The 26,393-nt window shown below is 59.2% G+C and carries 26 protein-coding genes; 7 read left to right on the top strand and 19 right to left on the bottom strand.

The features are described from left to right. The 3 genes from QP970_RS01305 to QP970_RS01295 all read left to right on the top strand — a co-directional run. Positions 1 to 390, top strand: a 390-nt coding sequence (locus QP970_RS01305) for an integrase core domain-containing protein (RefSeq protein ID WP_502870056.1), incomplete at its 5' end; no start/stop codon positions are given. A 186-nt stretch (positions 391 to 576) separates the two neighbouring features. Beyond that, positions 577 to 1,068 carry a YbjN domain-containing protein gene (locus tag QP970_RS01300; protein ID WP_005283185.1) on the top strand — a complete coding sequence of 164 codons (492 nt, stop codon included), beginning with the start codon at positions 577 to 579 and terminating at the stop codon, positions 1,066 to 1,068. Further along, positions 1,061 to 1,582 carry a YbjN domain-containing protein gene (locus QP970_RS01295; RefSeq protein WP_284771495.1) on the top strand — a complete coding sequence of 174 codons (522 nt, stop codon included), beginning with the start codon at positions 1,061 to 1,063 and terminating at the stop codon, positions 1,580 to 1,582. Before QP970_RS01300 ends, QP970_RS01295 begins: the two co-directional genes overlap by 8 nt. 134 nt (positions 1,583 to 1,716) lie before the next feature. On the opposite strand, the gene QP970_RS01290 is transcribed toward QP970_RS01295, so the two are convergent. From QP970_RS01290 to aspS, 16 genes are all read right to left on the bottom strand, one after another. After that, positions 1,717 to 2,571 carry a PPK2 family polyphosphate kinase gene (locus tag QP970_RS01290; protein WP_284849660.1) on the bottom strand — a complete coding sequence of 285 codons (855 nt, stop codon included), beginning with the start codon at positions 2,569 to 2,571 and terminating at the stop codon, positions 1,717 to 1,719. A gap of 90 nt (positions 2,572 to 2,661) precedes the next feature. Next, positions 2,662 to 3,300: a transcription antitermination factor NusB gene (nusB, locus tag QP970_RS01285; RefSeq protein WP_284771493.1), complete on the bottom strand. Its 639-nt coding sequence runs from the start codon at positions 3,298 to 3,300 to the stop codon at positions 2,662 to 2,664. A 9-nt stretch (positions 3,301 to 3,309) separates the two neighbouring features. Continuing rightward, entirely contained in the window at positions 3,310 to 3,873 is a 564-nt protein-coding gene (efp, locus tag QP970_RS01280) for an elongation factor P (protein WP_284869395.1), read from the bottom strand. 139 nt (positions 3,874 to 4,012) lie between these two features. Continuing rightward, the gene (locus QP970_RS01275; protein WP_284771492.1) at positions 4,013 to 5,119 is read right to left on the bottom strand and encodes an aminopeptidase P family protein; all 1,107 of its coding nucleotides are present in this window, start codon (positions 5,117 to 5,119) and stop codon (positions 4,013 to 4,015) included. A 133-nt stretch (positions 5,120 to 5,252) separates the two neighbouring features. Next, on the bottom strand, positions 5,253 to 5,681 hold the full coding sequence (aroQ, locus tag QP970_RS01270; RefSeq protein WP_284771491.1) for a type II 3-dehydroquinate dehydratase: 429 nt from the start codon (positions 5,679 to 5,681) through the stop codon (positions 5,253 to 5,255). Between the two features lie 2 nt (positions 5,682 to 5,683). After that, positions 5,684 to 6,754, bottom strand: a complete 1,071-nt coding sequence (gene aroB / locus QP970_RS01265) for a 3-dehydroquinate synthase (RefSeq protein ID WP_284771490.1) — start codon at positions 6,752 to 6,754, stop codon at positions 5,684 to 5,686. A 55-nt stretch (positions 6,755 to 6,809) separates the two neighbouring features. Next, positions 6,810 to 7,349: a shikimate kinase gene (locus QP970_RS01260; protein ID WP_284869394.1), complete on the bottom strand. Its 540-nt coding sequence runs from the start codon at positions 7,347 to 7,349 to the stop codon at positions 6,810 to 6,812. Next, positions 7,350 to 8,561: a chorismate synthase gene (aroC, locus tag QP970_RS01255; protein ID WP_284771489.1), complete on the bottom strand. Its 1,212-nt coding sequence runs from the start codon at positions 8,559 to 8,561 to the stop codon at positions 7,350 to 7,352. 61 nt (positions 8,562 to 8,622) lie between these two features. Then, positions 8,623 to 9,024 (bottom strand): prepilin peptidase, encoded by a 402-nt coding sequence (locus tag QP970_RS01250; RefSeq protein ID WP_284771488.1) that lies wholly within the window; start codon positions 9,022 to 9,024, stop codon positions 8,623 to 8,625. A 71-nt stretch (positions 9,025 to 9,095) separates the two neighbouring features. Then, a complete protein-coding gene (locus QP970_RS01245; protein ID WP_284771487.1) occupies positions 9,096 to 9,914 on the bottom strand; it encodes a shikimate dehydrogenase in 819 nt (272 codons plus the stop codon). A 35-nt stretch (positions 9,915 to 9,949) separates the two neighbouring features. Continuing rightward, positions 9,950 to 11,143 (bottom strand): endolytic transglycosylase MltG, encoded by a 1,194-nt coding sequence (mltG, locus tag QP970_RS01240; protein ID WP_284771499.1) that lies wholly within the window; start codon positions 11,141 to 11,143, stop codon positions 9,950 to 9,952. Between the two features lie 37 nt (positions 11,144 to 11,180). Further along, positions 11,181 to 11,732, bottom strand: coding sequence for a Holliday junction resolvase RuvX (gene ruvX / locus QP970_RS01235; RefSeq protein ID WP_284771486.1), 552 nt, complete (start codon positions 11,730 to 11,732; stop codon positions 11,181 to 11,183). A 9-nt stretch (positions 11,733 to 11,741) separates the two neighbouring features. Then, positions 11,742 to 14,426 (bottom strand): alanine--tRNA ligase, encoded by a 2,685-nt coding sequence (gene alaS / locus QP970_RS01230; RefSeq protein WP_284771485.1) that lies wholly within the window; start codon positions 14,424 to 14,426, stop codon positions 11,742 to 11,744. 127 nt (positions 14,427 to 14,553) lie between these two features. Continuing rightward, positions 14,554 to 15,939, bottom strand: coding sequence for a replication-associated recombination protein A (locus QP970_RS01225; protein ID WP_284771484.1), 1,386 nt, complete (start codon positions 15,937 to 15,939; stop codon positions 14,554 to 14,556). A gap of 31 nt (positions 15,940 to 15,970) precedes the next feature. Next, positions 15,971 to 17,185: a phosphotransferase family protein gene (locus QP970_RS01220; RefSeq protein WP_005279032.1), complete on the bottom strand. Its 1,215-nt coding sequence runs from the start codon at positions 17,183 to 17,185 to the stop codon at positions 15,971 to 15,973. A 125-nt stretch (positions 17,186 to 17,310) separates the two neighbouring features. Next, complete coding sequence (gene aspS, locus QP970_RS01215) at positions 17,311 to 19,137, bottom strand: aspartate--tRNA ligase (RefSeq protein ID WP_023030669.1); 1,827 nt, start codon at positions 19,135 to 19,137, stop codon at positions 17,311 to 17,313. A gap of 241 nt (positions 19,138 to 19,378) precedes the next feature. Between aspS and ypfJ the strand changes: the two genes are divergently transcribed. The 4 genes from ypfJ (at position 19,379) to QP970_RS01195 (ending at position 23,708) form a co-directional block, all read left to right on the top strand. Next, entirely contained in the window at positions 19,379 to 20,248 is an 870-nt protein-coding gene (gene ypfJ, locus QP970_RS01210; protein WP_284771483.1) for a KPN_02809 family neutral zinc metallopeptidase, read from the top strand. A 96-nt stretch (positions 20,249 to 20,344) separates the two neighbouring features. Continuing rightward, positions 20,345 to 21,457 carry an LLM class flavin-dependent oxidoreductase gene (locus QP970_RS01205; protein ID WP_284771482.1) on the top strand — a complete coding sequence of 371 codons (1,113 nt, stop codon included), beginning with the start codon at positions 20,345 to 20,347 and terminating at the stop codon, positions 21,455 to 21,457. Between the two features lie 3 nt (positions 21,458 to 21,460). Further along, positions 21,461 to 22,129: an FMN reductase gene (locus QP970_RS01200; protein WP_284771481.1), complete on the top strand. Its 669-nt coding sequence runs from the start codon at positions 21,461 to 21,463 to the stop codon at positions 22,127 to 22,129. Between the two features lie 169 nt (positions 22,130 to 22,298). Next, entirely contained in the window at positions 22,299 to 23,708 is a 1,410-nt protein-coding gene (locus tag QP970_RS01195; RefSeq protein ID WP_284771480.1) for an L-serine ammonia-lyase, read from the top strand. A gap of 65 nt (positions 23,709 to 23,773) precedes the next feature. On the opposite strand, the gene hisS is transcribed toward QP970_RS01195, so the two are convergent. The 3 genes from hisS to tpx all read right to left on the bottom strand — a co-directional run bounded on the left by hisS (position 23,774) and on the right by tpx (position 26,365). Further along, entirely contained in the window at positions 23,774 to 25,057 is a 1,284-nt protein-coding gene (gene hisS / locus QP970_RS01190) for a histidine--tRNA ligase (protein WP_284869393.1), read from the bottom strand. Positions 25,058 to 25,062: 5 nt separating this feature from the next. Next, positions 25,063 to 25,698: an MBL fold metallo-hydrolase gene (locus QP970_RS01185; RefSeq protein ID WP_239268252.1), complete on the bottom strand. Its 636-nt coding sequence runs from the start codon at positions 25,696 to 25,698 to the stop codon at positions 25,063 to 25,065. A 169-nt stretch (positions 25,699 to 25,867) separates the two neighbouring features. Beyond that, complete coding sequence (gene tpx / locus QP970_RS01180) at positions 25,868 to 26,365, bottom strand: thiol peroxidase (RefSeq protein WP_239268254.1); 498 nt, start codon at positions 26,363 to 26,365, stop codon at positions 25,868 to 25,870. Positions 26,366 to 26,393: the final 28 nt, after the last annotated feature.

Below are 26,393 nucleotides of genomic sequence, written 5' to 3'. Positions count from 1 at the left end.
ACATACCTGGTCGAACGAGCGCTGCGGATGGCACATACACTGCGTAGTGATGTTCCTGAGGGGCTGGTGTTTCACGCCGACCGGGGAACACAATTTACCAGCGAGCAGCTCTGGGAGGTGTGCCGCAACCTAGGGGTTGCTCAGTCTGTGGGGCGTACTGGGGTGTGTTTCGATAACGCGATGGCCGAGTCGTTCTGGTCGACGCTTAAGACCGAGTTCTACGACCGGAAGCGCTGGCCAACCCGCGATACTGCGCGTCAGGCTGTGGCTTACTGGATTGAAGTAGTCTACAACCGTCGGCGCCGGCACTCCGCCCTTGGGATGGTCAGCCCTGTCGATTTCGAAAATCACATCACCCAAACCAGAAACGAAGAAAAAATCGCTGCCTAACCGCTAGGTAGCTCTACTACGTGTCCACGATTTGCGGGCAACCCCAGTCACGTACTTCGGTCCGCGTGCCGGACTGTGAACAAGACCTGCCGCAATCCTCACTTGCCAGAAAGCGCCGGTGTAGTTAGGTAAACTAGAAAGGGTTGACCATTATCCCCGATTAGTACATGGATTGAGACTACTTACGTGTCTGAAGAACCAACCCTGTATCCCGATACGCCCATTGAGGATGTCACCCTCGAGCGCATCGGTGAGATTTTTGACTCCGAAAAGCTCGAGTACCGCGTAGAAGAACAGACCGTCGGCGAAGGTGAAACGGTAAAGATCCTGCGCACCGGCTTTTCCAATATCGCTATTGCCCTGCAGGTGCGTGACGATGTCCTCGTGGCGGACTCCGTCTGGCGCGGTAATGCCCCAGCCTCGGAGGGCCCACAACTGCTCATGGTTCTCAACAAGTGGAACCAACAGCACTTCGCGCCGACCCTGCGCTTTTTTGAATCGTCCGAAAATAATCTGGCCGTCTCCGGCGTGCGCGAAATCAACATTTCCCATGGCCTGTCCCGCAACCAGATCGGTGCCTTCGTGATGTCCACCTTGGACTCCATGCTGCAGTCCATGGCTTTTGTTGAAGAGCACTACCCACAGCTTGTCACCTGGGAGGAGCATAACCATGACTAATGCATCCACCGCATCTACCGAAAACAATTTGCCCGAGGTCGATCTGGACCGCGTCGTTGCTGCCATGGGCACCTTCGATATTGAGCTAACCAAGGTGGAAGGCGAAATCGACGCCGCCACCGCCAACCTCAATGGCCTGCCCACCATGTTTGCGGTCTTGGATTCCGTTATCATCGTGCGCTGCGACGTGCCAACCGATGCCTCGTTCTCCAAGGCCGATGCCGGGCTCTTCCTCGCTGCCAACCAGATCAACTCTGTCGCATTCGGCGCGCGAGCCGTTATTTCTGAGCACGACGATATGCTCGTCGTCCGCACCGAGCGCGATATTCCCGCCGCCGCCGGAATGACCGATGAGCAGCTTACCACCGCTTTGAAGAAGGCCGTCGACGCCGTCATCAACGGCCAGGACGCCATGGTGTCTGCCGCCGAGGAAATGGCCAAGCTCGGATCTGAAACCGCTGCGAAGGCCGGAAACGGCAGCGAGGAAAACTCCACGCCGTCCGACAACGCTTAAGCCGCCTTACCTAAGGCCTTCTCCCCCGCACTTGTTTCGCCCCGCCTCGCGCATTCGCGTGCTAGGGCGCGGCGACGGTGCGGGGATTTTTGGGGCGCCTTGCCCTCTTGGGCTCTAGGCGCCGCGGCTAGTGCCTAGTCCGCGTCGAGGATGCGCTGCTTTTCTGCCTCCGGATCGAATTCGGGCGCAGGCCACGACAGGTTCAGGTGCCGCAGTGCATCAACAATGAGGTACTTCAAGGCCATGCGCGCGTATTTCTTATTATCCGTGGGGATAACAAACCACGGCGCCCAAAGCTCATCCGTCCGGCGGATGGCATCCTCATAGGCCGCCATGTATTTATTCCAATAGCCGCGCTCTTCAAGATCTGAAGGATCGTACTTCCAGTACTTATCCTCGCGCTCGGTCCGCTCAATGAGGTTTTCCTTTTGGAACTCCGGCGAGATGTGCAAAAAGACCTTCAAGATCTTTACCCGCTTTCCGGCGAGCTCTTGCTCATACTCACGAATCGCCTCAAAGCGGCGGTCGATCTCTTCCTCATCCCCCCACTCGTGCACGCGTTGAATCAGCACGTCTTCGTAGTGGGACCGGTCAAAGGCCACGACTTGCCCAGGAACCGGATCGTGTTTGCGGATGCGCCACAGGAAATCGTGTTTCATTTCCTCTTCCGTCGGCTTGCCAAAACCGACGGTCTTCGTGCCCTGCGGATCAAAGACGGAAAAGACATGGCGAATGGCCCCGCCTTTGCCGGAGGTATCCATTCCTTGCAGGACTACTAAAAGCGAGGGTGCATCATCGGCATGCGCCCTGCCATTAGCAAAAAGGCGCTCCTGCAAATCATAGAGCTCATCGTCATAGTGTTTGAAGCGGTCTTCTAAGTCAGACTTTGAGCCATCGAATCCTGGAGTCGCCGTGGGATCGACATCGGCAAGCTGAAAGGTCTTTCCGGCGCGGAGGTCGAGCGCATCTTTGATCTTAAATTTACCCATGGCAATCATTGTACAAACGCCACGGTTGGGGCCGTGCGAACCGGCTGTCTCCCGCGGCATAGCGCAGCGGGAGACGGGGAACGGTTTGATTTAGGAGTTTTCCTCTTCCGCGTCTGCTTCCGCTTCCGCAGCCGGGGCTGACTCTTCGGGCTCCTCTGACTCCCCTGGCGCCTCTGCGTGCGTCGAAGCCGCAGGGTCCGCATGGGAGTCTTCGGATCCCGCGGCGTCGCTTTCTTCCTCATCGCCGCCGTTATTCATCGGGCTTAGCTCGGAACGAGATTGCGCGACGTCATCCAAGACCGCGTGGATATACGGTGCGGCTTGATCGTGGGAATACTGCGAGGCCAGCTCCACGCCCTCCACGACGGCCGTCGCGGTGGGAACATCCGGATTAAACAATAGCTCCCAGACCGAAAGGCGCAGGATAGCGCGGTCGACGGCGGGGATGCGGTGCAACTCCCAATTCTGGGAAAGGTAACGCGAGATCGTGTCATCGATAGCGTCTAGCTCTTCTGCTACGCCTTGGACGATGACCTTGGTGTAGTCCGCGATGGGCGCTACAGCGTGGCGATCCTCGCGCGCCAAAGCAACGCGATCCTCAACAATGGCGACGGGATCGACGTCCCGGTTCTCCGCTTCATAGAGGATATCCGCTGCGCGCCGGCGCGCCCGGTAGCGCGCGGTATGCCGTTTATGATTGATATCCCGCTTAGCAGTGTTATCAGACAAGATAAGGCCCTAGTTGTTGACGCGGGACAGGTACTCGCTGGTGCGGGTATCGATCTTTAGTACATTGCCGATTTCAATGAACAGCGGGACCTGGATCTCGGCGCCGGTCTCGAGCGTGGCGGGCTTGGTGCCGCCGGAGGAACGGTCACCCTGCAGGCCTGGCTCGGTGTGCTCTACCTTGAGGTCGACGGAGATAGGAAGCTCCGCGAACAATGCCTCATCCTCGTAGAAGGAGACCTGCACGCGCATGTTTTCCAGCAGGAAACGTGCGGCATCGCCGAACTTATCCGGCGAAAGCTCAAACTGCTCGAAGGTCTTTTCATCCATGACGACATAGCTGGTGCCGTCGTTGTACAGGTAGGTCATGTCGCGGCGGTCCACCGTGGCGGTTTCTACCTTGACACCCGAGTTCCAGGTCTTGTCCACGGTCTTTCCGGAGACGACGTCCTTCAGCTTGGTGCGCACGAATGCTGGGCCCTTGCCCGGCTTAACATGCTGAAACTCGGTGATCTGCATCAGCTTGTTGTCAATCTTGAGAACGAGTCCGTTCTTGAAATCAGTAGTATCAGCCATTGCGGTTAAACTCCCGAATATTGTGGTTGAAAGGTTGAAAGCAAAGTATAAGCCTACCGGATAGCCCGCACCCGCAGGCCACCGGTACCCCCTAAAATCTCTTCCCAAGAAAGGGAGGAGCCGCAGGGGCCAAGCCTACCTATGCGGGCAGCTCAGTAAAGTCCTTGGAGGCGGCGGTAATGATCTTCGGGGCTCCATCGGTGATAATCAGCGTATCTTCGATGCGCACGCCGCCCTTGCCCGGCACATACACGCCCGGTTCGATGGTCAGCGTCATCCCTGGCGCCAGCTCGCCCTTACCGGTCGTGGCGGCAAAGGGTGCTTCATGCACGTCCAAGCCCACGCCGTGCCCGGTGGAGTGGACGAAGTAGTCGCCGTATCCGGCATCGGCGATAACGTTGCGGCAGGCGGCGTCGACATCGGAAAGCGACGTGCCCGCTACCGCAGCCTCGACGCCGGCCTGCTGGGCGCGCAGCACCACATCGTAGATCTCCTTGGCAAAGTCGTTTGCCATACCCACGACATAGGTGCGGGTGCAGTCAGAGTTAAATCCGCGCAGGTGAGCGCCAAAATCGATGGTAACCAAGTCCCCATCCTCGATCACGCGATCGTCCGCGCCGTGGTGTGGCATGGCAGAGTTCGGGCCAGAGGCCACGATGGTATCGAAGCTCACTCGCTCGGAACCTAGGATGCGCATGCGGAATTCCAGATCGGCGGCAACTTCGCGTTCCGTGCGACCCGCCCGCAGCTCGCCGGCGGCAAGAAGGTCTTCCAAGGCCTGGTTAGCAAGCGCCGCGATCTCCTCCAGCTTTTCTAGCTCTACCGGATCCTTCGTGATGCGGATGTCCTCGATGATTCCAGAAATCGGCACCAAGGTGACCCCATCCGGTGCGGAATCCTTCAGATCTTCCAGTTCCGACACGGACATGTAGTCGGCTTCGAAGCCGACGCGAACCGGGGTCTCATCCTTGTCGAATTGCTGTAGGAGCACCTTGCCCACAGAACGGCCCTCGACCGCCTCAAGATCCGGAACTTCCTGGGCAATCTGGGTGGTATAGCGGCCATCGGTAGCCATCAACGCGGAGAGATCCTTGCGCAGCAGCATCCCGCCGTTGGAACCGGAAAATCCGGACAGGTACCGGACGTGGATCAAGTGGGTTACCAATACCGCATCAATGCGCTGACCGGCTAATTCGGCGGCTAGCTTCCGGCGGCGGTCACTGAAACGGGTATCTGCAAGTGCCATAAAATCATCCTTTGCGGGAACGTAGTGAAGCTTAAAAATTTATTCTTCCACTATAACTATTTCCGCGGCACAGGTGGCTAGGTTCGATGCCTTCTTTCCATCTGCGCCCGAGGGGCATCGGTCTGGCCGGTGATTATTGGCATAGATAGTCCACCGCGGCGCAGTACCCAAAGACTCCCAAACCGGCGACGACGCCGCGGGCAATGGGGCTCAAATAAGAATGGTGCCTAAACTCCTCCCGGGCGTGCACGTTGGAGATATGCACCTCCACGAAGCCGGCGCCATCGGCAATCTCTGCCAGGGCGTCGCGCAGAGCAACGGAGGTATGCGTCAGCCCACCTGGGTTAATGATGACTGCACTTCCGGCATCGGCGGCCTCGTGGACCTTCTCAATGAGCTCGCCTTCAAAATTCGACTGGAAAAACTCGACCTCTGCCCCGTGCTTCTCGGCACGCTTGGAAACCAGTTCTTCGACATCACTTAGCGTCGTGGAACCATAGACGTCCGGTTGGCGCTTGCCCAACCTATTTAAGTTCGGGCCATTGAGAACAACGATTTTCATATCTACTCCGTAATGGCGGCATACGCCGCTTCTAGTTCTTCGCGCGTGGGGCCCTCTATCCGCGTCGTCGCACCGATTCCGGTCAGCGCCACGAAGCGGATCTTCCCGTCGCGGTTTTTCTTATCGTGGGTCATCGCCTCATATAATTCCGCGAATTTCCCGGGTTGATACGCCGTAGGCAGGCCGATATTGGTCAGGATGCTGCGGTGCAATTCCACGAGTTCCGCATCTATCAGGCCTCGCTGGTGGGAAAGGTGGGCAATGAACATCATGCCTACGGCTACCGCATTGCCGTGGCGCCACGCATAGTTTTCTTGCCTTTCTATGGCGTGGCCAAAGGTATGCCCATAATTAAGGGTCTCGCGCAGCCCGGCTTCCTTGAGGTCTTCTCCCACCACCGCTGCCTTCACCGCGATGGAACGCTCAATCAATTCCGGCAGGACACCGCGTGGGTCAAGGCAAGCACCTGGATTTTCCACGTAGCGTTCCACGATGACCGGATCATGAATGAACCCGGTCTTAATGATCTCTGCGGAACCAGCCACGATTTCTGCCTGTGGGAGGGTGTCTAGGCGTTCCAGATCGACGAATACAGAATCCGGCTCGTGGAAGGCGCCGACGAGGTTCTTCCCGACCTTCGTATTGATTCCGGTTTTCCCGCCCACCGCGGCATCAACCATGGCGAGAAGGGTCGTAGGAACCTGAATGACCTTAATGCCGCGCATCCATCCGGCGGCGACAAAGCCTGCCATATCCGTAGTTGCCCCGCCGCCTACACCGATGACGACATCGCTGCGGCTAAAACCCGCCTCACCAAGGCGGTCCCACACGTTTCCCACCACGCTCAGTTGCTTGGCCGCCTCAGCATCCGGCACCTCGCACAAGACGGGGGTGACGCCCTGCGCTTCTACGGATTTCGCGAGTTCTTCTGCGGCGGTACGCAGGGCAGGCTGGAAGATGACCGCCGCCTTATCGGCACCCGTGTCCGCACAACGCCGCGCGATATCTTCGCTAAGACCCGCTCCGATGCGGACCTCATACGGGCTCGGTCCGTTAACGGCGATGGTGAGCATTGGACTGTCCTTTCTACGCAGCGATAACCTGCAGGGATGCGGGTGGGGTTCCCGGCTAGAGGGTTTCTAAAAAGCCCAGGATATCGCCCACGACCTGCTGCGGGGAGCGAGTATCCGTGCGTACGCGAAAATCGGCCACCTCAAGATAGAAAGGCCTGCGCGTTTCCACGATTGACCGGTAATGTTCAACCGGGTTATCCGCCGCCAGCACCGGGCGATTGCGGTCGCCGGCCGTGCGGCACGCGCCTTCTTCTGCGGAAATATCGAGGAAGACGACGGTGTGGCGCTCCAGAAGCTCGCGCGTGGAGGCCGTCATCACCGCGCCGCCGCCCAGGCTTACTACCCCACCCTTCTGCAAGGCTTCAGCGACATGTTCGGCCTCGAGCTCGCGAAACGCCGGTTCGCCTTTCTCACTAAAGACCTCGCCGCAGGGTTTTCCCTCGGCCATTTCAATTAGGTGATCCGAATCCACCAGATCGCAATTCAGCGCATGCGAAAGCCGGCGGCCAATCGTGGACTTTCCCGCCCCGGGCGGGCCAATCAAAACGACGCAAGGATGTGGCTGTCCCGTTACATCGGTTGGCGTTGTCATCATTTACTCCTGGTTAAAGGCGAGTCGCTGCGAAACGTATTCTTCATATGCAGCAATGGCACGGCAGGTCTCGCTCAAGCTATCCCCGCCAAATTTATCTAAAACTGCGCGCGCTAGCACGAGTGAGACCATGGCCTCAGCCACAACTCCTGCTGCCGGAACGGCGCAAACATCTGAGCGCTGGTGAATTGCGGTGGCATCGGCACCGGTTTCCATATCGATCGTCTGCAAGGCGCGCGGCACCGTGGAAATCGGTTTCATAGCGGCGCGGACCCGCAATTGCTGCCCGTTAGTCATGCCGCCTTCCAAGCCGCCGGCCCGGTTGCTCAGGCGAGTTACGCCATCCTCGGTGCGGACCATCTCATCGTGGGCTTCGGAGCCGCGTCGACGCGCTTCATCGAAGCCATCGCCGATTTCTACGCCCTTGATGGCCTGAATACCCATCAATGCTCCAGCCAGCTGTGCGTCCAAGCGGTCATCGCCCGAGATGTGTGAGCCGAGGCCAATGGGGAGGCCATCGACGATTACCTCGACGATGCCGCCCAAGGTATCTCCCTGCTTCTTTGCGGCTTCGATCTCTGAAATCATCGAAGATTCGGCATCCTTACCAAAGGCGCGCACCGGAGAGTTATCGATGTCCTCGATATCCGCAAAACTGGGGGAAGGACCGGCATAGGGCTGCGATGCGCCGATAGAAATCACGTGGGAAAAGACCTCAACGCCCAACGTTTCCCGCAGGAAGTTCCGCGCTACGGTCGCGGCGGCAACCCGCGCAGCGGTCTCGCGCGCAGAAGAACGCTCCAAGATGGGTCGGGCCTCGCTGTGGTTATATTTCACCATGCCCGCAAAATCGGCGTGGCCTGGGCGCGGACGCTGCAAGGGCGCACCTCGGCCCGAATTCATCGCCTTTGCTACGTCCTCATCCTCCATATCGATGGGATCTGCGGACATGACGGTGGTCCATTTCGGCCATTCAGTATTGCCGATCATGATGGCAATCGGGCTACCAATCGTCAGCCCATGGCGGACGCCGCCGAGCAGCGTAACCTCATCGGCCTCGAACTTCATGCGCGCACCGCGGCCATATCCTAGGCGGCGCCGCGCCAGCTGATGAGAAATCTCAGCACGGGTAATGGGTACTCCGGCCGGCATGTGCTCCACCATGGAGATAAGTGCCTGGCCGTGGGATTCACCAGCGGTAGTCCAACGAAGCATGCGGGTATTATCGCACGGCACCTATGCACACGGAGCAACTAGGCACCCCAATATATTCGCCTCACCCCTCAAAGAGGGGATACGCGGCCATAACCAGCCCAGCCGATAGCACCATCGAGGGCCCGTGGGGCACACCGCCCTTGGCCCGCGCGATGCCGCTTGCGAGCAGCGTGAGTACAGCGGAACCGCCGCAGGCGATAATAACCCCCAGTGGGCCTGCCGTGGCACTAACGAGCATGCCCAGCGGCAGGGCCAATTTAATATCTCCCCCGCCGATGCCGGCGCCACAAAGCGCCACTAGGAGGTATAGCAATGGCCAGGCTAACCCACCCCAAGTGGCAAAGGTGACCGATAACACCCCAACGGGGATGGTCAGTGCATCGGGCAAGCGCCGCTCGCGAATATCCCACCAGCACAAGGCGGCTGCCCACAGGCCATAAAGTATTCCCCCGAAAATCCCCATGGCATAAGGCTAAGCGCCGCTTTGCCACTCTTCATGGCAAGGCGGCGCACATGGGCGTATCCCCAGCGTGCTTAGAGGTTGCGCAGGCGAAGCTCTTCCTGCAGGGCCGCGACCATTTCTTCGCGCGGTGCGGAAAGCCCGGTGAATTGCTCAAATTGGCTAAACGCTTGATGCGCCAGCATGACGTGCCCACCCACGGTGAAGTAGCCATTCGCGGCGGCGCAGGCGGCGAGCGTCGTAGGCCACGGGTGATAGATCACATCGAGCACTGGGGCGTGGGCAAGCTGGAAGCGATAATCCTCCAACGCAGCCGAAGGCACGGTGGAAATAATCAAATCCGCGGAGCGGGAAAGGTCCTCGAGGTCATCGTCAAAGGTTGCATACTGCAAATTGAGCCCGAGCCGCTCGGCCAAGGGCTGCAGCTCCGCTTGGCGGTTGGAACGGTTCAAGATGGTGACCTGATCGATCCCGCGTTCTGCCAGCGCCCACAGCGCCGGGCGGGAGGTTCCGCCCGCGCCGATGATAAGCGCCTGGGAGACTGGGCGGAGCCCAATGAGTTCTTGCAGGGCGCCGCGCACGCCCTCGGTATCGGTATTATCCGCGCGCCACCCATGTTCGGTGCGCACCAAGGTATTGGCGGACCCGATAAGCCGTGCCCTATCACTTTGTTCCTCTGCTACCTCGAGCGCGGCGAACTTACCGGGCATGGTCACGGAAAAGCCGCGGTACTCGGGGCCGCATTCTTCCAAGAATGGGGCAAGGGTATCGGCCGTCACCTCAAAGCGGGTATAGGACCACTCCTTGAGCCCCACTGCGGTATACCCCGCGTTGTGCAGGATAGGCGATAACGAGTGTGCGATGGGGCTACCGAGTACTGCGGCGCGCGGCATGGAGAGCGTCTACCTTTCTGGCTGCGGCCTAGTGCCTACTCAGCCGGTTGGTCCGAGGCGGCATCGCCGTTGCCGGCTCCTGCTCCCTCACCCTCGCGCTGAGAGTCAAGGACGCCGGAGCGGATAGCATCGTCCACACGGTCCAGGTGCTCATCGTAGGTATCGGAGAACACGGTGGTGCCGTCCTTATCCACGGTGACGAAGAACTTCCAGTTACCATCGGCAGGTTCTTCCATCGCGCGGATTGCCTCATCAGAAGGCGAGGAAATCGGGGTATCCGGAAGGCCTTCCTTAGCGTAGGTATTCCACGGAGTCTTCTCACCACGCGCCTCATCGGTGGTGGCCAGCTCGACATCCTCCAGACCGTAGTTCACGGTGGAGTCGAACTCGAGGCGCATGGGCTCGTCCAAGCGGTTCAGGATAACGCGGGCTACCTTGTCGAATTCGCCGGCGGGTGCCTCACGCTCCACCAAGGAGGCAGAGGTCAAAAGCTCGTACGGCGAAAGCCCAATGGCCTTGGCGCGGTTTTCGATATCGGTTTCCTCATAACGCTTGGCAGAGCGGGTAATGAGATCCTTCAGGATGTCCTTGGCGCTCATATTCGGGTCCAGAACGTACTGGCCAGGGGCAATAAGGCCCTCAATACGCTTCGGGTCATTGCCGCGTTTCTTAATGGCATCCAGTGCCCAATCCGGTGCGCCGAGCTCCTTAGGATCGGTTTCTGCCGCCGCCTTTTCCAGCTCTTCCTTCTCCAAGCAATTGCCGTCATCGCAGCTGACTTGGGAAATCAAGGAGTAGATACCGAAGCGCACGTCACCGCCGACGACCTTGACGTCCTCCAAGGTCGCACCGCCTTGAACCTCAAGCATGTCCACGCGGTTGTTTTCATCAAGCAACGCCTCTACCGCATTCGCCGCGCTCATTTCTTCTTGCAGCCGGTAGAAGCCAGGTTGAATCTGGCTGGCGCTGTGGTTCATCGATGCCGCGGAGTCGAATGCCTCTTGGGTCTTGACCACATTCTTTTCCACGAGCGTGGGTCCCAGCTCGGACATGGAGGATCCTTCGGGGACCTCCACCAATTGCGTGGTGCCGTTTCCGGCCCCTTCGTAGTCGGCCGAAGAAGTGCCGATGCGTACTCCGATGTAGATCAGAGCTCCTAGAATGACGATGACGGATGCGACCACCACGGCGATGCCGCGCTGGCGCCGCTTGACGTACTTATCATCCATCGATCGCCCGAGGCGTTGTTGGTTACGGCTCACGTGTTTAGTCTCCTGAGTTTGAAGGCTGGGCTACTGCATCATCCGAGCGGAGCGCGTTAGCACGCCCATCCAGCCAGGACTGTAGTATTTCCACCGCTGCAGCTTGGTCAATGATTTTTCTGCCCTTCTTTTCGGACACGCCGGACGCGCGCAGCGCGGTGGTTGCCGCTACCGTCGTCAAACGTTCATCAGCCAAGCGTACCGGTGGTGGAACTTTATCTATATTTTCATCTTGATTCAAGCGGCGTCGAATCCGAAACGCAATTTCTTTCGCGTGTTTTACACTTTTTGACCCATTTCCGTGTAAATCACGCGGCAAACCAACAATGACTTCTACCGCGGAATATGCCTCAATAAGCTCGAGAATTCGATCAATGTCTTCTTGATCGCGGTCTTTGAAGCCGGTCTTCCTGGGAACGGTTTCCACAGGGGTAGCGAGGGTGGCCTCGCGGTTGGATGCCGCGACGCCAATTCGCACTGTGCCCACGTCGAGTGCTAATCGGCGGCCCTCGCCTGGGTCATCCACTCCGGGGGAATCTGGTTCAACCTTTGCCACAATGAATCCTTATCGCGACTGCAACAGATCCTTGACGGCCTCAAAGCCCCGCTGCGCACCTTCCGGCGCGGTACCAGAGCCCTGCGCCATGTCTGGCTTGCCGCCGCCGCGGCCGTTGACGTATTCGCCAAGGCGCTTGACGATGTCCCCAGCTTTCACGCCCTCGTCCACCGCCTTGCCCGTAGCGGCGGCAATGAACGGGAACTTGCCCTTATCCACCGCGCCGAGCACGATGACCGCGGCCGTATCCTTCATGCGGTTGCGGATATCGGTGGCCACGGTCCGCAGGTCGCCGCCCGAGGTGCCATCGGGAAGCTGGAGCGTAATGGTCTTGATGCCATTGACCTCGGTAGCCGAGTCGATGATTTCAGAGGCGCGCGCGGTCAGTTGCGCCTTGCGCAGGCCCTCAATTTCCTTTTCGGCCGCCTTGAGCCGCTCCGAAAGCTGCGAAATCCGCTCCGGAAGTTCCTCAGACTGCACCTTTAGCTCGCGGGATACGCCCTCTACCAGCGCGGTTTCCTTGGAGTAGTACCGGAAGGCATCCATGCCGGAGTAGGCCTCAATGCGGCGGGCGCCGGAGCCCACCGAGGACTCGCCAAGCACGGAAACCAGTCCAATTTCTGCCGAGGAACCCACGTGGGTACCGCCGCAGAGCTCGATGGAAAATGGTCCGCCGATTTCCACCACGCGCACCTGGTTGCCGTAGTTTTCACCGAACAGGGCCATGGCGCCCATCGCCTTGGCCTCTTCCAGCGAGGTCTCAATGGTGTTGACGGCCATATTGGAATCGATCGCCTGGTTGGTAATAAGCGCGATTTCTTCCATTTGTTCCTGGCTCAACTGCTCGGTGTAGTTGAAGTCAAAGCGCAGGTAGCCCGGGCGGTTCAGGGAGCCCGCCTGCACTGCGGTGGGTCCCAGCACCTGCCGCAGGGCCGCGTGGATGAGGTGGGTAGCCGAGTGGGCCTGGGTCGCACCGTGGCGCCACTTCTCATCTACGGAAGCCTCAACGGACATGCCCAGGTCGAGCCCACCGGCGGTAACGGAAGCCTTGTGTACCCACAGCTTCTTGCCAATCTTCTGGACGTCATTGACCTCCAAGAGGGATTCGCCCGCGGAAATGCGGCCGCGGTCAGCCATCTGTCCACCGGACTCAGCGTAGAGCGGCGAGTGGTCCAAAATGACCTCAACCTCATCGCCCTCGTGTACCTCGTTGACCTTTTGGCCATCTTTGACCAGCCCGATGACGTTGGCACCCGAGACCAGTTCCTCATAGCCGGTGAATACGGTGGGGTTATTATCCACCCAGTCGCGGTACAAGGAGAGGTCGGTGTGACCGTGCTTCTTGGCCTGGTTATCGGCCTTGGCGCGGCGGCGCTGCTCGCCCATGGCGGCATTAAAGCCGTCCATGTCCACGTCAAGGCCGGCCTCTTGCGCCATTTCCAGGGTGAGGTCGATGGGGAAACCGTAGGTATCGTGCAGCTCGAAGGCCTTGTCACCGGAGAGCACCTTTTGGGTCTTGGCGCGGTGGGTGGAGCGCAGGTCCTCCACGGCTTCATCGAAAAGCTTGGTGCCAGACTCCAGCGTCTTCAAAAACGCCTTTTCCTCGTTGATGGCCACGCGCAGGATTCGCTCGCGGTTATCCGCAATCTCTGGATAGGACGGGGTCATGGTATCCATGACGGTATTCATGAAGCGCTCCATGGTAGCGCCCTCGGCACCCAGCAGCTTTGCTGAGCGAATGATGCGGCGCAGCAAGCGGCGCAGGATATAGCCCCTACCCTCGTTTCCTGGGGTAACACCATCCAAGATGAGCATCATGCCGGTGCGGGAGTGGTCAGCCACCACGCGGAAGCGGATATTTTCCTGCTGCGTTGCCTTCTCGCCGTAGGTGGCGCCGGTAAGCTCCTCGGCGACGTCAATGACCGGGCGCAGCAGGTCGGTCTCGTAAACGTTGTCTACACCCTGCAAGAGGCAGGCGACGCGCTCGATGCCCAAGCCGGTATCGATGTTTTTCTTCGGCAGCTCGCCGACGATCTCAAAATCGCCCTTTCCGGTTCCCTCGCCGCGCTCATTTTGCATGAACACGAGGTTCCAGATCTCCATGTAACGGTTATCGTCCGCAATCGGGCCGCCGTCCTTGCCGTATTCGGGGCCGCGATCGTAATAGATTTCCGAGCAGGGGCCACACGGCCCCGGCACGCCCATGGACCAGTAGTTATCTTCCATGCCTAGGCGCTGGATGCGCTCTTCTGGCACGCCGATCTTATCGCGCCAGATTTCCGCTGCCTCATCATCATCGAGGTACACGGTGACCCACAGGCGCTCCGGATCCAGGCCAAACCCGCCGTCTTCTACGTCTTTGGTCAGCAGGTTCCATGCATTGGAAATGGCGCCTTCCTTGAAGTACTGACCAAAGGAGAAGTTGCCCGCCATTTGGAAGAAGGTGTTGTGGCGGGTGGTAATGCCCACCTCCTCGATATCCAAGGTGCGCACGCACTTCTGGATAGAGGTGGCAAGGCCTTGCGAAAATGGTGGGGTCTGCTGGCCCAAGAAATAGGGCTTGAAGGGCACCATGCCCGCGTTAACGAAAAGCAGGTTAGGGTCATCCAGGATCAAAGAGGCGCTGGGGACAACCTCGTGACCAGAATTGACGAAGTGCTGGGTAAACCGTTCCCGGATCTCATGAGTCTTCACGAGCAATAATCCTAACTGTCTAAGCTTTTATCTTCCATCAAGAAGCTTTCTAACCCACCCAACTTTACCTACAGGTAGGCAGGCTGTGCCCATCGGTGGGGCCAAAACCGGTCGAGCCGGTTCGCACTTAGCGGCGCTTGCCGCGAAGTATCCTGCGCAAACGGCCAATATAGTCAAAGATTCGCTTTTCCGCGCCGTGCTCGGTGGGCTCATAATATACGGTGCCCTCGAGCTCATCGGGCAGGTATTGCTGCTCCACTACCCCGCGCGGGTCATCGTGGGGATAGGAATACCCCGTGGCATTTCCCAGCCGCTTGGCGCCCTCATAGTGCCCATCACGCAGGTGCGGCGGCACGTGGCCCACCTTGCCGGCCGCGACATCGGCCTGCGCCTTAGTAATAGCAGCGATGACGGACGGAGATTTCGGCGCCGTCGCCAAGTGAATCGTTGCCTGCGCCAGTGGGATGCGCGCTTCTGGCAAGCCGATCAGTTGCGCCGCCTCTGCAGCGGCAACGGCGACTTGCAAGGCGGTGGGATCTGCCATGCCAATATCTTCTGAGGCGTGAACCATCAGGCGGCGGGCGATAAACCGGGGATCTTCGCCGGCTTCCACCATGCGCGCTAGGTAGTGCAGCGCGGCATCGACATCGGAGCCGCGGATGGACTTGATGAACGCAGAAGTCACGTCGTAGTGCTGATCGCCGTCACGGTCATAGCGCACCACCGCCCGATTCACGTTATCCGTAATCGTGGCCGCGGTGATCTCGCCGCCATCGTCGACTGCTTCCGCGGCCGCCTCGAGGTAGGTCAGGCTGCGCCGGGCATCGCCACCAGAGAGCACGACAAGCTGGTTGAGCGCCTCATCAGTAATGCTTAGCTCGCGCTCGCCTAGCCCCCGATCGCTGTCTAACGCGCGGCGGGCTACGCCCTTAAGATCCTCCTCGCTCAGCGAGTGCAACTGCAAAAGCAGCGAGCGGGAAAGAAGCGGCGAGACGACCGAGAAGGATGGGTTTTCGGTCGTCGCTGCAACCAGCAGGACCGTCCGGTTTTCAACCGCCGCCAGCAAGGCGTCTTGTTGGGTTTTGGAGAAACGGTGCACCTCATCGATGAAAAGGACCGTTCGGCGGCCGTGGATGAGTTCCTGCCGGGCGTGGGTAATGACTTCGCGCACCTGCTTCACCCCTGAGTCAAGGGCGGAGAGGCCGACGAAGTTTTGGCCCATCTGGCTGGCTATCAGCGAGGCAATCGTCGTCTTGCCAGTACCCGGCGGCCCATACAAAATGACCGAAGCCTCGCCGGACCCCTCGACCAAGCGGCGCAGCGGCTTGCCGGGGGCAAGGAGGTGGTCCTGGCCCACGACCTCTTCTAGAGTCTGTGGGCGCATGCGAGCGGCCAAGGGCGAACCGGAGTGCGTGGCAAAGAGATTGGCTGTGGGAAAAGACGATGGCGAGCCTTCGCCGCCCATAGTGCCACCGGCATTGGGAGAGGCGCCGAAGAGAGAATCCTGGCTCATGTGGTTTTAGCTCCCCAGAAAGGTGTAGTGATTATTCGTCGTGGACGCGGCGGGCAACGATGGTGCCAAACTCCGCGATGGACGTGCACGGTGCGGTCCCGCATTGGGCGGCGTAGCGCGCGAGCGCGTCAAAGGTTTCGTACAAATCTTGGCGCACCAATAGCTCGTCCTCATTAAAAGGGCCGCTTTCCGGCGGGCGCAGGATCGAACGCTTTGGGTCATGGACAATCTCCGCGTCACCGCTAGCAAGGGCAACCAGTCCCTCAATTCCGCCAGCGTGCATCGTGGTCACGCTCGACAAGGCCCAGCCAATGAGGGAAGCGACGATAAGCCCGTGCAGTTCGTCTTCGTCGGCAAAGCGCGGCCACACCTCAGATACCTCGCGCGACCATGCGGCGAGGAATATATCTGCTTCCTTATCCGTAATTGGCTTAGAAAACAGGAACTGCGGGAAGCCCGCGATAACGCACGCGACGTCAAAGCCCACGTTCCTAAAACCGGCCCATTCATAGTCCAAGAAGTGCAGGCGCTTGGAGACGATGATGTTATCCGGCGATAAATCGAAGGGAGTAAAGGCCCTATCCTTGCCGGAGGCGAGGGATTCAGCGGCTTGATCGGCTAAACTGCGGAAGCTTTCGGGGGCTTCAAGCCCCGCCTCATCAAGCAGGCTCAGCCCGATGCCGATGGAGCGATACAGGGACTGATCGCGCACAGATTGGTGATCGGCGTATTCCGGGTTATGCCGCAAGGTGCGGTTGAGCAGGGTCTCGAAATCCTGCTCATGATCCGCGGTGCCTACGTGGATATGCCCCAATGCCGTGCCCAAGGAGCGCAGGATCCGAATGCGATCCTCATCGCCGGATTCTAAGAGCACATCCGCAAGGGTCTCGGCCTCCCCCAAATCCGTCAGGACGATGATGCGCCGGTCTAAATCATGCGCAAGCAGCACCGGCCCTGGGCGCACGTCTTCTGCTAAGGCGGTGGTGAATTGATAGGCCACGACCTCGCGCAGCATTGCCGCGTCATCCACGCCGTAGCCGGTGACCGGATTGTATTTGATGACCACAGAGCGATGCGGCAAAAAGGCGCTAGGGGCAACCTTCGCGCGCAGGACTAAAGCATTGCCGGATCCGCCTAGATCCTCAATGTCTGACATTTCCGGCGTGCCACCAAAGCGGCGCGACAACATTTCCGATGCGGCACCAATGACCTCATCGGCCGAAAGCACTGTCTGTGTATCAACCATAGTTCTATCCAGTATGCCCGCCAACACAAAGCGGGGGCTACACCCTCGCCGCACAAGTTTCCGCTGCGGCGAGGACGCGCGCCCCGCTTACCCTAAAAATGGTGTCGTGATAGCGAGCCTAAGAGCTAGTTCTCCTGCTCTGATTTCGCGGCCTTAGCCTCTTCGCCGTTCTTTTTCTTCTCCGGCTTGAAATCCACGCCGGTCTCCTTGCGCTGTGCGGCAGGGATGGGCGCGGGGGCATCGGTAAGCGGATCCACGCCGCCACCGGACTTCGGGAAGGCAATGACGTCGCGGATGGAGTCAAAGCCGCCCAAGAGGGACACGATGCGGTCCCAGCCAAAGGCGATGCCGCCGTGTGGAGGTGCGCCGTAGGAGAAAGCGTCAAGCAAGAAGCCGAACTTTTCTTGTGCTTCCTCATCGCCGATGCCCATGACCTCGAAGACACGCTTTTGCACATCTTCTTGGTGGATACGGATAGAACCGCCGCCGATCTCGTTGCCGTTGCAGACGATGTCATAAGCGTAGGCCGTGGCCTCGCCCGGGTTCTCGTCGAAGGAATCGATCCACTCCGGCTTCGGCGAGGTAAAAGCGTGGTGCACCGCGGTCCACTTGGAGTGGCCCAAGGCCACGTCGCCGGAAGCGGTGGCATCGGCAGAAGGCTCAAAGAGCGGGGCGTCAACGACCCAGGTAAAGGCCCAGTCACCTTCCTTGATGAGGTCGAGCTTCTTGGCGATTTCACCGCGGGCCGCACCCAGCAGCGCGCGGGAAGACTTGGTATCGCCGGCGGCGAAGAAGATGGCGTCACCAGGCTTTGCGCCCACGTGCTCGGCGATGCCCTCGCGCTCCGCGTCGGTGATGTTCTTGGCTACTGGCCCGCCCAAAGTGCCATCTTCTGCAACGGTGATGTAGGCAAGGCCCTTGGCGCCGCGCTGCTTGGCCCAGTCCTGCCATGCATCAAACTGGCGGCGCGGCTGCGAAGCACCGCCGTCCATGACTACGGCGCCGACGTATTCGTTCTGGAAGACGCGGAAGGTAGTGTCCTTGAAGAACTCCGTGCACTCGACGATCTTGATGTCGAAGCGCAGATCCGGCTTATCGGAGCCGTAGTACTTCATGGCATCGGCATAGGTCATGCGCGGGATCGGGGTCTGAATGTCATAGCCGATGAGCTTCCACAGCTCTTTGACAATCTCTTCACCAAGCGCAATGACATCGTCTTGATCCACGAAGGACATCTCCACGTCTAGCTGGGTAAATTCCGGCTGGCGGTCGGCGCGGAAGTCCTCATCGCGGTAGCACCGCGCGATCTGGTAATAGCGCTCCATGCCCGCCACCATCAGCAGCTGCTTGAACAGCTGCGGCGACTGCGGCAGCGCGTACCAGGAGCCCGGCTTCAGGCGGGCAGGGACCAAAAAGTCGCGGGCGCCCTCAGGGGTGGAGCGGGTCAAGGTAGGGGTTTCGATTTCGGCGAAATCGTGCTTATCCAGCACGTTGCGGGCCGCGCGGTTGGCAGCGGAGCGCAGGCGCAGGGCCTTTGCCTGGCGCTCGCGGCGCAGATCCAAGTAGCGGTACTTCAGGCGGGTCTCCTCGCCTACCTCGCCAGAGGCGGAAGGATCATCTACCTGGAAGGGCAGCGCTGCGGATTTGTTGAGCACCTCCAGGTCGGTGACGTTGACCTCGATGTCTCCGGAAGGCAGGTTCGGGTTTTCGGAGCCTTCTGGGCGCGGTTCCACTACGCCGGTTACCTTGACGCAGTATTCCGAACGCAGGTCGTGGGCGCGCTCTGCCACATCGGATTCGCGGAAGACCACCTGGGCAATGCCGGAACGATCGCGCAGGTCAATGAAGATCACGCCGCCGTGGTCACGGCGACGAGACACCCAACCGGTTAGGGTTACGGTCTCTTCTGCCAGTTCTTTGCGGAGCTCACCGGCCAAATGGGTACGCAGCACTATAATTCAATCCCTTCTGAAATGGAGTTACTTGCGGGTCCAGCCACGCGTAAACAGCGCGCGCCCAACCAAGCACAAGACTAGGAACTTGGCCAATTCTACATCCCATCGCCGTTTCTTCTCCTATTAAGTCCATTTAAGGCACTAGGCATGGGTGCGAACCGGACGCCGCTGCCAGTACCGCGCATAAATGTGGCCGGTACGCACTGAAGACGCCGAAAAGGTGTGGCACTATTTAGGCATGACGTTTAAATCTGGTGCCGATTTCGATGGCCAGCGCGCAACCTCCGGCGGTGGCGGCGGCCTCGCTTTAGGCGGCGGCATCGGCTCCGTCATGCTCGTCGGGCTCTACCTCTTATTGGGAGGAAACCCCTCCGATATTGGCGCCCTCCTGGGCAATGAGCAGTCCCACTCCGGTGCCGATGATTCTGCCTTCGATCACTGCCAAACGGCAGAAGACGGCAATAAATACGATGACTGCCGGGTCATGTTTACCGCCATGAGCGTGGATAACGTCTGGACCGCCGAGCTGCCCGAGCAAGCCGGCATCGAATACACCAACCCTGGCCGGGTGATTTTTAATGGCTCCACCAATTCCGGTTGCGGCACCGCCTCTTCAGCCACGGGTCCCTTTTATTGCCCCGCCGACCAATCGGCGTATTTCGATACCACCTTTTTCGATTCCCTGAGCAACTACGGCGCGCACAATGCCCCATTCGCGCAGATGTACATCGTCGCCCACGAGTTTGGCCACCACATTCAGCAGCTCGAGGGCACGCTGCAGCTATCTGACTATAACGACCCCGGCGCGGATTCCAATGCGGTAAAGATCGAGCTCCAGGCAGATTGCTACGCAGGTATTTGGGCTTCTCATGCAGATAAGGGCGAGGATGCGCTGCTGGAACCGATTTCCCAGCAGCAGGTCGCTGACGCAGTCACCGCGGCGCAGGCTGTGGGCGACGATAATATCCAGCGGCGTTCCACCGGGCAGGTCCAACCCGATGCGTGGACGCACGGCTCCTCCGAGCAACGCCAGCGGGCTTTCCTTGCTGGTTATAATTCCGGCCGGATGGCTGAGTGCGACACCTTGGGGCGCGGGGTCTACAGCTAATTCCCGTCCCCCTCTTTACTCGTTTGGGAACAATCTCCCCTCCCACGTTGTTGACATGTCACGTACAATGATTATAGGTACGTAGAAAGGGACACCATGCAATTTGGCATTTTCACGGTCGGAGATGTGACCACCGATCCAACGACGGGCGAAACCCCGTCAGAGGCGGAGCGAATCCGCAATATTACGGAAATCGCGCTCAAGGCGGAAGAAGTGGGCCTCGATGTCTTTGCCACAGGCGAGCACCACAACCCGCCCTTCGTCCCCTCCTCCCCGACGACCCACCTGGCCTATATTGCGGCGCAGACTAAGCGCCTGCAGCTTTCTACCTCCACGACGCTAATTACCACCAATGACCCGGTAAAGATCGCGGAAGATTACGCCTTTTTGCAGCACCTTTCCGGCGGCCGTGTGGACCTGATGATGGGACGCGGCAATACCGGCCCCGTCTACCCGTGGTTTGGCAAAGATATCCGCCAAGGCATCCCCTTGGCCGTGGAAAATTACCACTTGCTGCGCCGCCTGTGGCGCGAAAATAGCGTCAACTGGGAGGGCAAATTCCGCACCCCGTTGCAGGCGTTTACCTCTACCCCGGCGCCCCTCGATGGCGTCCCGCCGTTTGTATGGCACGGCTCAATTCGCTCTACACAGATTGCAGAACAAGCGGCCTATTATGGCGACGGGTTCTTCCACAATAATATTTTCTGGAATCAGGAACACACGGCCAAGATGGTCACCATGTACCGGCGCCGCTTCGCCTCCTATGGCCACGGTCAGGCCGACCAAGCCATCGTGGGTCTCGGCGGCCAGGTATTCATTGGCGATACTGAAGAGGAAGCCAAGAAGTTCTTCCGCCCGTACTTCGATAACGCACCCGTGTACGGGCACGGGCCTAGCCTGGAGGAGTTTACTGACTACACCCCGCTGACCGTGGGTACCGCAGAGCAGGTTATTGAGCGCACCCTGAAATTTGCGGACTACGTGGGCGATTACCAACGCCAGCTCTTCCTCATCGATCACGCGGGCCTGCCGCAAGAAGTGGTGCTCAAGCAGATAGAAATTCTTGGCACTCAAGTCGTCCCAGAGCTCCGCCGACGCTTTGAGCAGCGGCGACCAGACCATGTACCCTCAGACCCACCAACGCATGCCACGCTCAAGCAGCACCCAGATTCCCCACACTTTCGCGTAAGCCCTGGAAAGGAGGACTAAACAATGCGATCTTTGGTTGTCCTCACGGCCGGGCTATCGGAGCCATCATCTACCCGGCAATTAGCTGAGACTATTGCAGAAGCCACCGAGGCAAAGATTTCCGCACGCGGTGAAGGCGTGAACACCCACATCATTGAGGTGCGCACCCTTGCTTCTGAATTGGCCACGGCCATGACCAATTGGGCGGCCCCGACGCCCCACTTGGATGAAGCGAAAGAGCTGCTGTCTACGGCCGATGGCTTTATTGCCGTCACGCCCGCGTTCCAAGGAAGCTACTCCGGGCTGTTCAAGATGTTTTTTGATGTTCTGGATTCGCACGCCTTGGAGGAACTGCCTACCATCGTTGCCGCTACGGGCGGTTCACCGCGCCACGCGCTCATCTTGGACTATGCGCTGCGCCCCCTATTGAATTACCTGCACGCCCACGTCGTTCCCACCGGCATTTTCCAGGCAACAGAAGATCTGGGCACCGCCGAGGGCGCGCGCATTCGCAGCCGCATCGAGCGCGCCGCCACCCAGCTTGCAGATCAGATGATCCGCCCAACGGATCGGGTCGCCGGGCTTGCCGATGCCCCTAAGCCCGGACCCCATTCCCGCCCCACTGGGATCGGAGTGGACGAGGAATTTCTGCCTTTCGAGGAAATTTTGTCCCAATACGACGGAAAGCACTAGCGCCGCAATACCTATCGCATATTCTAAAATTGATACATGTCACATATTTCTCTACGCTTGAATTTTAGAAATGTTCCACTTGAATCCCCGCGCCTGAGAAAATCTCTTTTTCATGCTCTTGGACTGATAACTCTCTTGCTACCAAGAAAGGTTTCTTAAGGCTTTCACCATGACTATTAGCGTTACTGACATTTTCGCCATCGGCATTGGTCCCTCCTCCTCACACACGGTTGGGCCGATGCGCGCCGCGAAGCAATTTCTAGAATCCCTCGATACCCATCCCGCCCGCGTCTCCGCGGAGCTGCGCGGTTCGCTTGCCGCCACTGGGCGCGGCCACGCCTCCGACCGCGCCGTCATTCTGGGACTCGCCGGTTGGGAGCCGCTGACCGTTCCCATCGATGCCGAGCCACAAGCCGGCGGCATAATCCCCAGTGAAGGCAACATCTCCGGCCCGTCCGGCTCCGTCGACTACGAAATTGCCTTTGAGAACGAGCCACTGCCCCAGCACCCCAACGGCATGATCTTCAAGGCCTGGGATGCTGATGGCACTATCTTGGCTGAAGACGAGCAGTACTTCTCCGTCGGCGGTGGCTTCATCCTCTCCCGCAAAGAGTTAGACGCGGAGATGGCCGATAGCCACGAGGTACCCGCCGGCGTTGCCGCAGCAACCGTAGAAGATACCGTGCCTTATGAGTTCACCACCGGTGAAGAACTGCTCAACCTCTGCGAGGCCAACGACAAAGATATTTGGGAAATCGTCCTCGCCAATGAGGAAGTACTTCATCAGGACGAGGGCGGCGCGGATTTTGTCCTGCGCCACTTGGACCTCGTATGGGACATCATGCGCGAATGCGTGACCGATGGCATTTCCACCAAGGGCCTCTTGCCCGGTGGTCTCCGAGTGCCGCGGCGTGCCCCCAAGATGTATGCGCAGCTGCTCGAGCAGAAAAATGACCCACACTCTGGATTTTCCGCCATGGAATGGGTCAACCTCTTCGCCTTAGCGGTCAACGAGCAAAACGCTGCGGGCGGCCGCGTTATCACCGCGCCCACCAACGGCGCCTGCGGCATCATTCCCGCAGTCTTGCACTATGCGCGCGATTTCCATGGTGGCTTCTGCCGCGAATCCGCACGCCGCTACCTGCTCACCGCCGGCGCAATCGGCATGATCATCAAACAAAATGCCTCAATTTCCGGCGCCGAGGTGGGCTGCCAGGGAGAAGTCGGCTCCGCCTCGTCCATGTCCGCTGCGGGAATGGCAGCACTCCTTGGTGCAACGCCTGCCCAGGTAGAAAATGCGGCAGAGATCGCCCTTGAACACAACCTCGGCCTTACCTGTGACCCGGTAGGTGGATTAGTGCAGATCCCCTGTATTGAGCGCAACGCCATCGGCGCGGTGAAATCCATTAACGCCGCCCGCATGGCGATGATGGGTGAAGGCACCCACCACGTCACCCTAGATAATGCCGTACAAACCATGGCGGATACGGGCCGCGATATGCTCTCCAAGTACAAGGAGACCTCCCTCGGCGGCTTGGCCAAGACGATGGGCTTTAGCGTTTCCCAGGTGGAGTGCTAATCAGTCAAAAGCACATAAAAGGGCGGCACCGAGTAATTTCGGTGCCGCCTTTTTTGATCCTGCGTTTAGCCTTCTAGATCCTGCCCCAGAATGGCAACCAGCTGCGATAGTTCAACATCGCGCTGTTCGTGGGCGGCCAAGTCCTTCACGGCGACGGTGCCATTGTCTAGTTCTTGGTCTCCCAAGACCAGAGCAAAGCGCGCGCCCGCGCGGTCAGCGCCCTTCATCGCCCCCTTAAGGCCGCGATCACCAAAGGACATGTCCGCGGCGATTCCCGCCTTGCGCAGGTCATTGATGATCCCGGTCATGCGGCGCTTGGCCGCTGCGCCCAAGGCAATGCCGTAGACGTCCACGCGGGAATCACTGCCTTCTAAGGTGATTCCCTCCGCTTCAAGGGCGAGGATGGCGCGGTCGACGCCGAGGCCATAGCCGATGCCCGAGAGATCTTGGCCGCCAAGCTGCGCCATCAACCCGTCGTAGCGGCCACCGCCGCCAATACCGGATTGCGCACCCAGGCCATCGTGGACGAATTCAAAACAGGTCTTGGTGTAGTAGTCCAAGCCGCGCACCATGCGCGGGTTGATTTCGTAGGCAACACCCATATCATCCAGCATGCCGGTTACGGTCTCAAAGTGCTCGCGGCACTCGGCGTTGAGGTAGTCGAGCATCAATGGGGCATCGGCAAGCTGCTCCTGCATGTCTGGGCGCTTATCGTCCAAGACGCGCAAGGGATTGATCTCCGCGCGGCGGCGGGTTTCCTCATCCAAGTCCAGCTTAAACAGGAATTCCTGCAGCTTTTCGCGGTAGGCGGGCCGGCAATTCCGGTCGCCCAAGCTGGTCAATTCCAGGCGGTACCCGGAAAGTCCCAGGGCCCTATAGGAGCGATCCGCCAGGGCGATGACCTCCGCATCCAATGCGGGATCGTCGACGCCAATGGCTTCCACGCCAACCTGCTGAAGCTGGCGGTAGCGCCCTGCCTGCGGGCGCTCATAGCGGAAGAACGGCCCGCTGTAGTTCAGCTTTACCGGCAGCTGACCGCGGTCCAGATTGTGTTGAATGACCGAGCGCATCACACCCGCGGTGCCCTCTGGGCGCAGGGTCACTGAGCGATCGCCGCGATCTGCAAAGGTGTACATCTCCTTGGAGACCACGTCGGTAGATTCGCCCACGCCGCGGGCAAAGAGCGCGGTATCTTCAAAAATGGGCAATTCAATGTGCTGAAAGCCGGAAAGATGCGCCTGTTCCACCATGGTCTGGCGGACCTTATAAAAAGTCGCAGACTCTGGTGGGAAATAGTCTGGCACACCCTTCGGTGCGGACAGTGCGTGGAACCGCTTCTCTTCACTCATGGTCACTAGACTACCCCATGGGATTTTCGCAGGAATGGGTTGGTCGCCCTCTCCTGACGCATGGTCGAGGTTGGGCCGTGGCCGGGAAGAATGTCCAGCTTATCGTCTAAATCCCACACCGGTCCCGCCAATGAGTCCAGCATGGCCTGTGGATTAGAATCCGGCAGATCGACCCGCCCCATTCCCCCGGCAAAAAGTACGTCCCCGGTAAGGGCAAAAGTATCCGAAATGATCAATACGCACCCCGGCGAATGCCCAGGCGCGTGCTGGAGGGTAAATGTATGCCCGATTAGCTCCAGTTCTTCCCCACCGTGGAGTTCGCGGAGATCGGAAATGGGCACCATTCTCGAGGCGTGGAATAACTCCTGTGCCTGGGCGGAAACACCCTCCCCAGAATCCAACATGAACTTATCTGCGGGATGAATATAAACGGGGATATCGAGCTCCTGCGCCAAGTCACCGGCCTCGCGAGTGTGGTCAATGTGCCCGTGCGTGAGCACGATGGCTTCATAGTCATAGTCGTACGCTAGAACCTGCGACGTGGAATCCATGCCTGGATCCACGATGAAAGCGCGCTTTCCCTCCGCCGCGATATAAGTATTGGTGCTAAATGGGCCCGCGGTAAATCCTTGAATCTCCATGCTTTAAGTCTAACGAGACCTGCACCCACAGCGCTCCCGAACGCAGCGCCCCTCTGAACTCAAGGGCCCCGCAAGCATGCAAAAAGCACCCAGCCTTCACCCCCACAGCCACGGTGGGTTATGGGGAAAGGCTGGGTGCTAGATTTAAATATCCTGCCAGCTTAAAGCTTTATTGCAGGGCGGCAAGTGCCTTATCGTAGTCCGGCTCAGTGGTTACCTCTGGCACCAACTCGTTGTAGATGACCTTGTGGTCAGCGTCGGTGACCACAACGGAGCGTGCCAAAAGGCCCTTGAGCGGGGAGCCTTGCAAGGTCACGCCGAACTTCTCGCCAAAATCGGAGCGGAAATCGGAGGCGGTGTCCACGTTTTCAATGCCCTCTGCGGCGCAGAAACGATCCAGTGCAAAAGGTAGGTCGCGGGAGACGGACAAGACAACGGTGTTGTCCAAGCCCGCAGCCTTTTCATTAAAGGTGCGCAACTGCTGCTGGCACACGCCGGTATCGATGGATGGGAAAATCGAGATAACGAGGCGCTTGCCCTCGAAATCCTTTTTGGTGACCTCAGAGAGGTCGGTGCCAACGAGAGTGAATTCTGGGATGGACTCCCCTACTGCGGGAAGTTCACCAGCGGTTTGGGTAGGTTCGTCAGAAAAATTAACTTCAGCCATGGCCCCGAGCGTACTGATACTTTTGCTT

Origin of the sequence: Corynebacterium sp. MSK073 (genome assembly GCF_030232085.1) — a bacterium.
Taxonomy (GTDB): Bacteria; Actinomycetota; Actinomycetes; order Mycobacteriales; family Mycobacteriaceae; genus Corynebacterium.
The sequence above is the reverse complement of the archived record's forward strand: the minus strand, read 5'-3'. Positions and strand labels throughout refer to the sequence as shown.

What these genes read in the sequence shown, in the direction of transcription:
- QP970_RS01295 (WP_284771495.1), top strand. Translation starts at nt 1,061, where the DNA reads ATGACTAATGCATCCACCGCATCTACCGAAAACAATTTGCCCGAGGTC.
- QP970_RS01290 (WP_284849660.1), bottom strand. Translation starts at nt 2,571, where the DNA reads ATGGGTAAATTTAAGATCAAAGATGCGCTCGACCTCCGCGCCGGAAAG.
- efp (WP_284869395.1), bottom strand. Translation starts at nt 3,873, where the DNA reads ATGGCTGATACTACTGATTTCAAGAACGGACTCGTTCTCAAGATTGAC.
- QP970_RS01275 (WP_284771492.1), bottom strand. Translation starts at nt 5,119, where the DNA reads ATGGCACTTGCAGATACCCGTTTCAGTGACCGCCGCCGGAAGCTAGCC.
- aroQ (WP_284771491.1), bottom strand. Translation starts at nt 5,681, where the DNA reads ATGAAAATCGTTGTTCTCAATGGCCCGAACTTAAATAGGTTGGGCAAG.
- aroB (WP_284771490.1), bottom strand. Translation starts at nt 6,754, where the DNA reads ATGCTCACCATCGCCGTTAACGGACCGAGCCCGTATGAGGTCCGCATC.
- QP970_RS01260 (WP_284869394.1), bottom strand. Translation starts at nt 7,349, where the DNA reads ATGATGACAACGCCAACCGATGTAACGGGACAGCCACATCCTTGCGTC.
- aroC (WP_284771489.1), bottom strand. Translation starts at nt 8,561, where the DNA reads ATGCTTCGTTGGACTACCGCTGGTGAATCCCACGGCCAGGCACTTATC.
- QP970_RS01250 (WP_284771488.1), bottom strand. Translation starts at nt 9,024, where the DNA reads ATGGGGATTTTCGGGGGAATACTTTATGGCCTGTGGGCAGCCGCCTTG.
- QP970_RS01245 (WP_284771487.1), bottom strand. Translation starts at nt 9,914, where the DNA reads ATGCCGCGCGCCGCAGTACTCGGTAGCCCCATCGCACACTCGTTATCG.
- mltG (WP_284771499.1), bottom strand. Translation starts at nt 11,143, where the DNA reads ATGGATGATAAGTACGTCAAGCGGCGCCAGCGCGGCATCGCCGTGGTG.
- QP970_RS01225 (WP_284771484.1), bottom strand. Translation starts at nt 15,939, where the DNA reads ATGAGCCAGGATTCTCTCTTCGGCGCCTCTCCCAATGCCGGTGGCACT.
- QP970_RS01220 (WP_005279032.1), bottom strand. Translation starts at nt 17,185, where the DNA reads ATGGTTGATACACAGACAGTGCTTTCGGCCGATGAGGTCATTGGTGCC.
- ypfJ (WP_284771483.1), top strand. Translation starts at nt 19,379, where the DNA reads ATGACGTTTAAATCTGGTGCCGATTTCGATGGCCAGCGCGCAACCTCC.
- QP970_RS01205 (WP_284771482.1), top strand. Translation starts at nt 20,345, where the DNA reads ATGCAATTTGGCATTTTCACGGTCGGAGATGTGACCACCGATCCAACG.
- QP970_RS01200 (WP_284771481.1), top strand. Translation starts at nt 21,461, where the DNA reads ATGCGATCTTTGGTTGTCCTCACGGCCGGGCTATCGGAGCCATCATCT.
- QP970_RS01195 (WP_284771480.1), top strand. Translation starts at nt 22,299, where the DNA reads ATGACTATTAGCGTTACTGACATTTTCGCCATCGGCATTGGTCCCTCC.
- hisS (WP_284869393.1), bottom strand. Translation starts at nt 25,057, where the DNA reads ATGAGTGAAGAGAAGCGGTTCCACGCACTGTCCGCACCGAAGGGTGTG.
- QP970_RS01185 (WP_239268252.1), bottom strand. Translation starts at nt 25,698, where the DNA reads ATGGAGATTCAAGGATTTACCGCGGGCCCATTTAGCACCAATACTTAT.
- tpx (WP_239268254.1), bottom strand. Translation starts at nt 26,365, where the DNA reads ATGGCTGAAGTTAATTTTTCTGACGAACCTACCCAAACCGCTGGTGAA.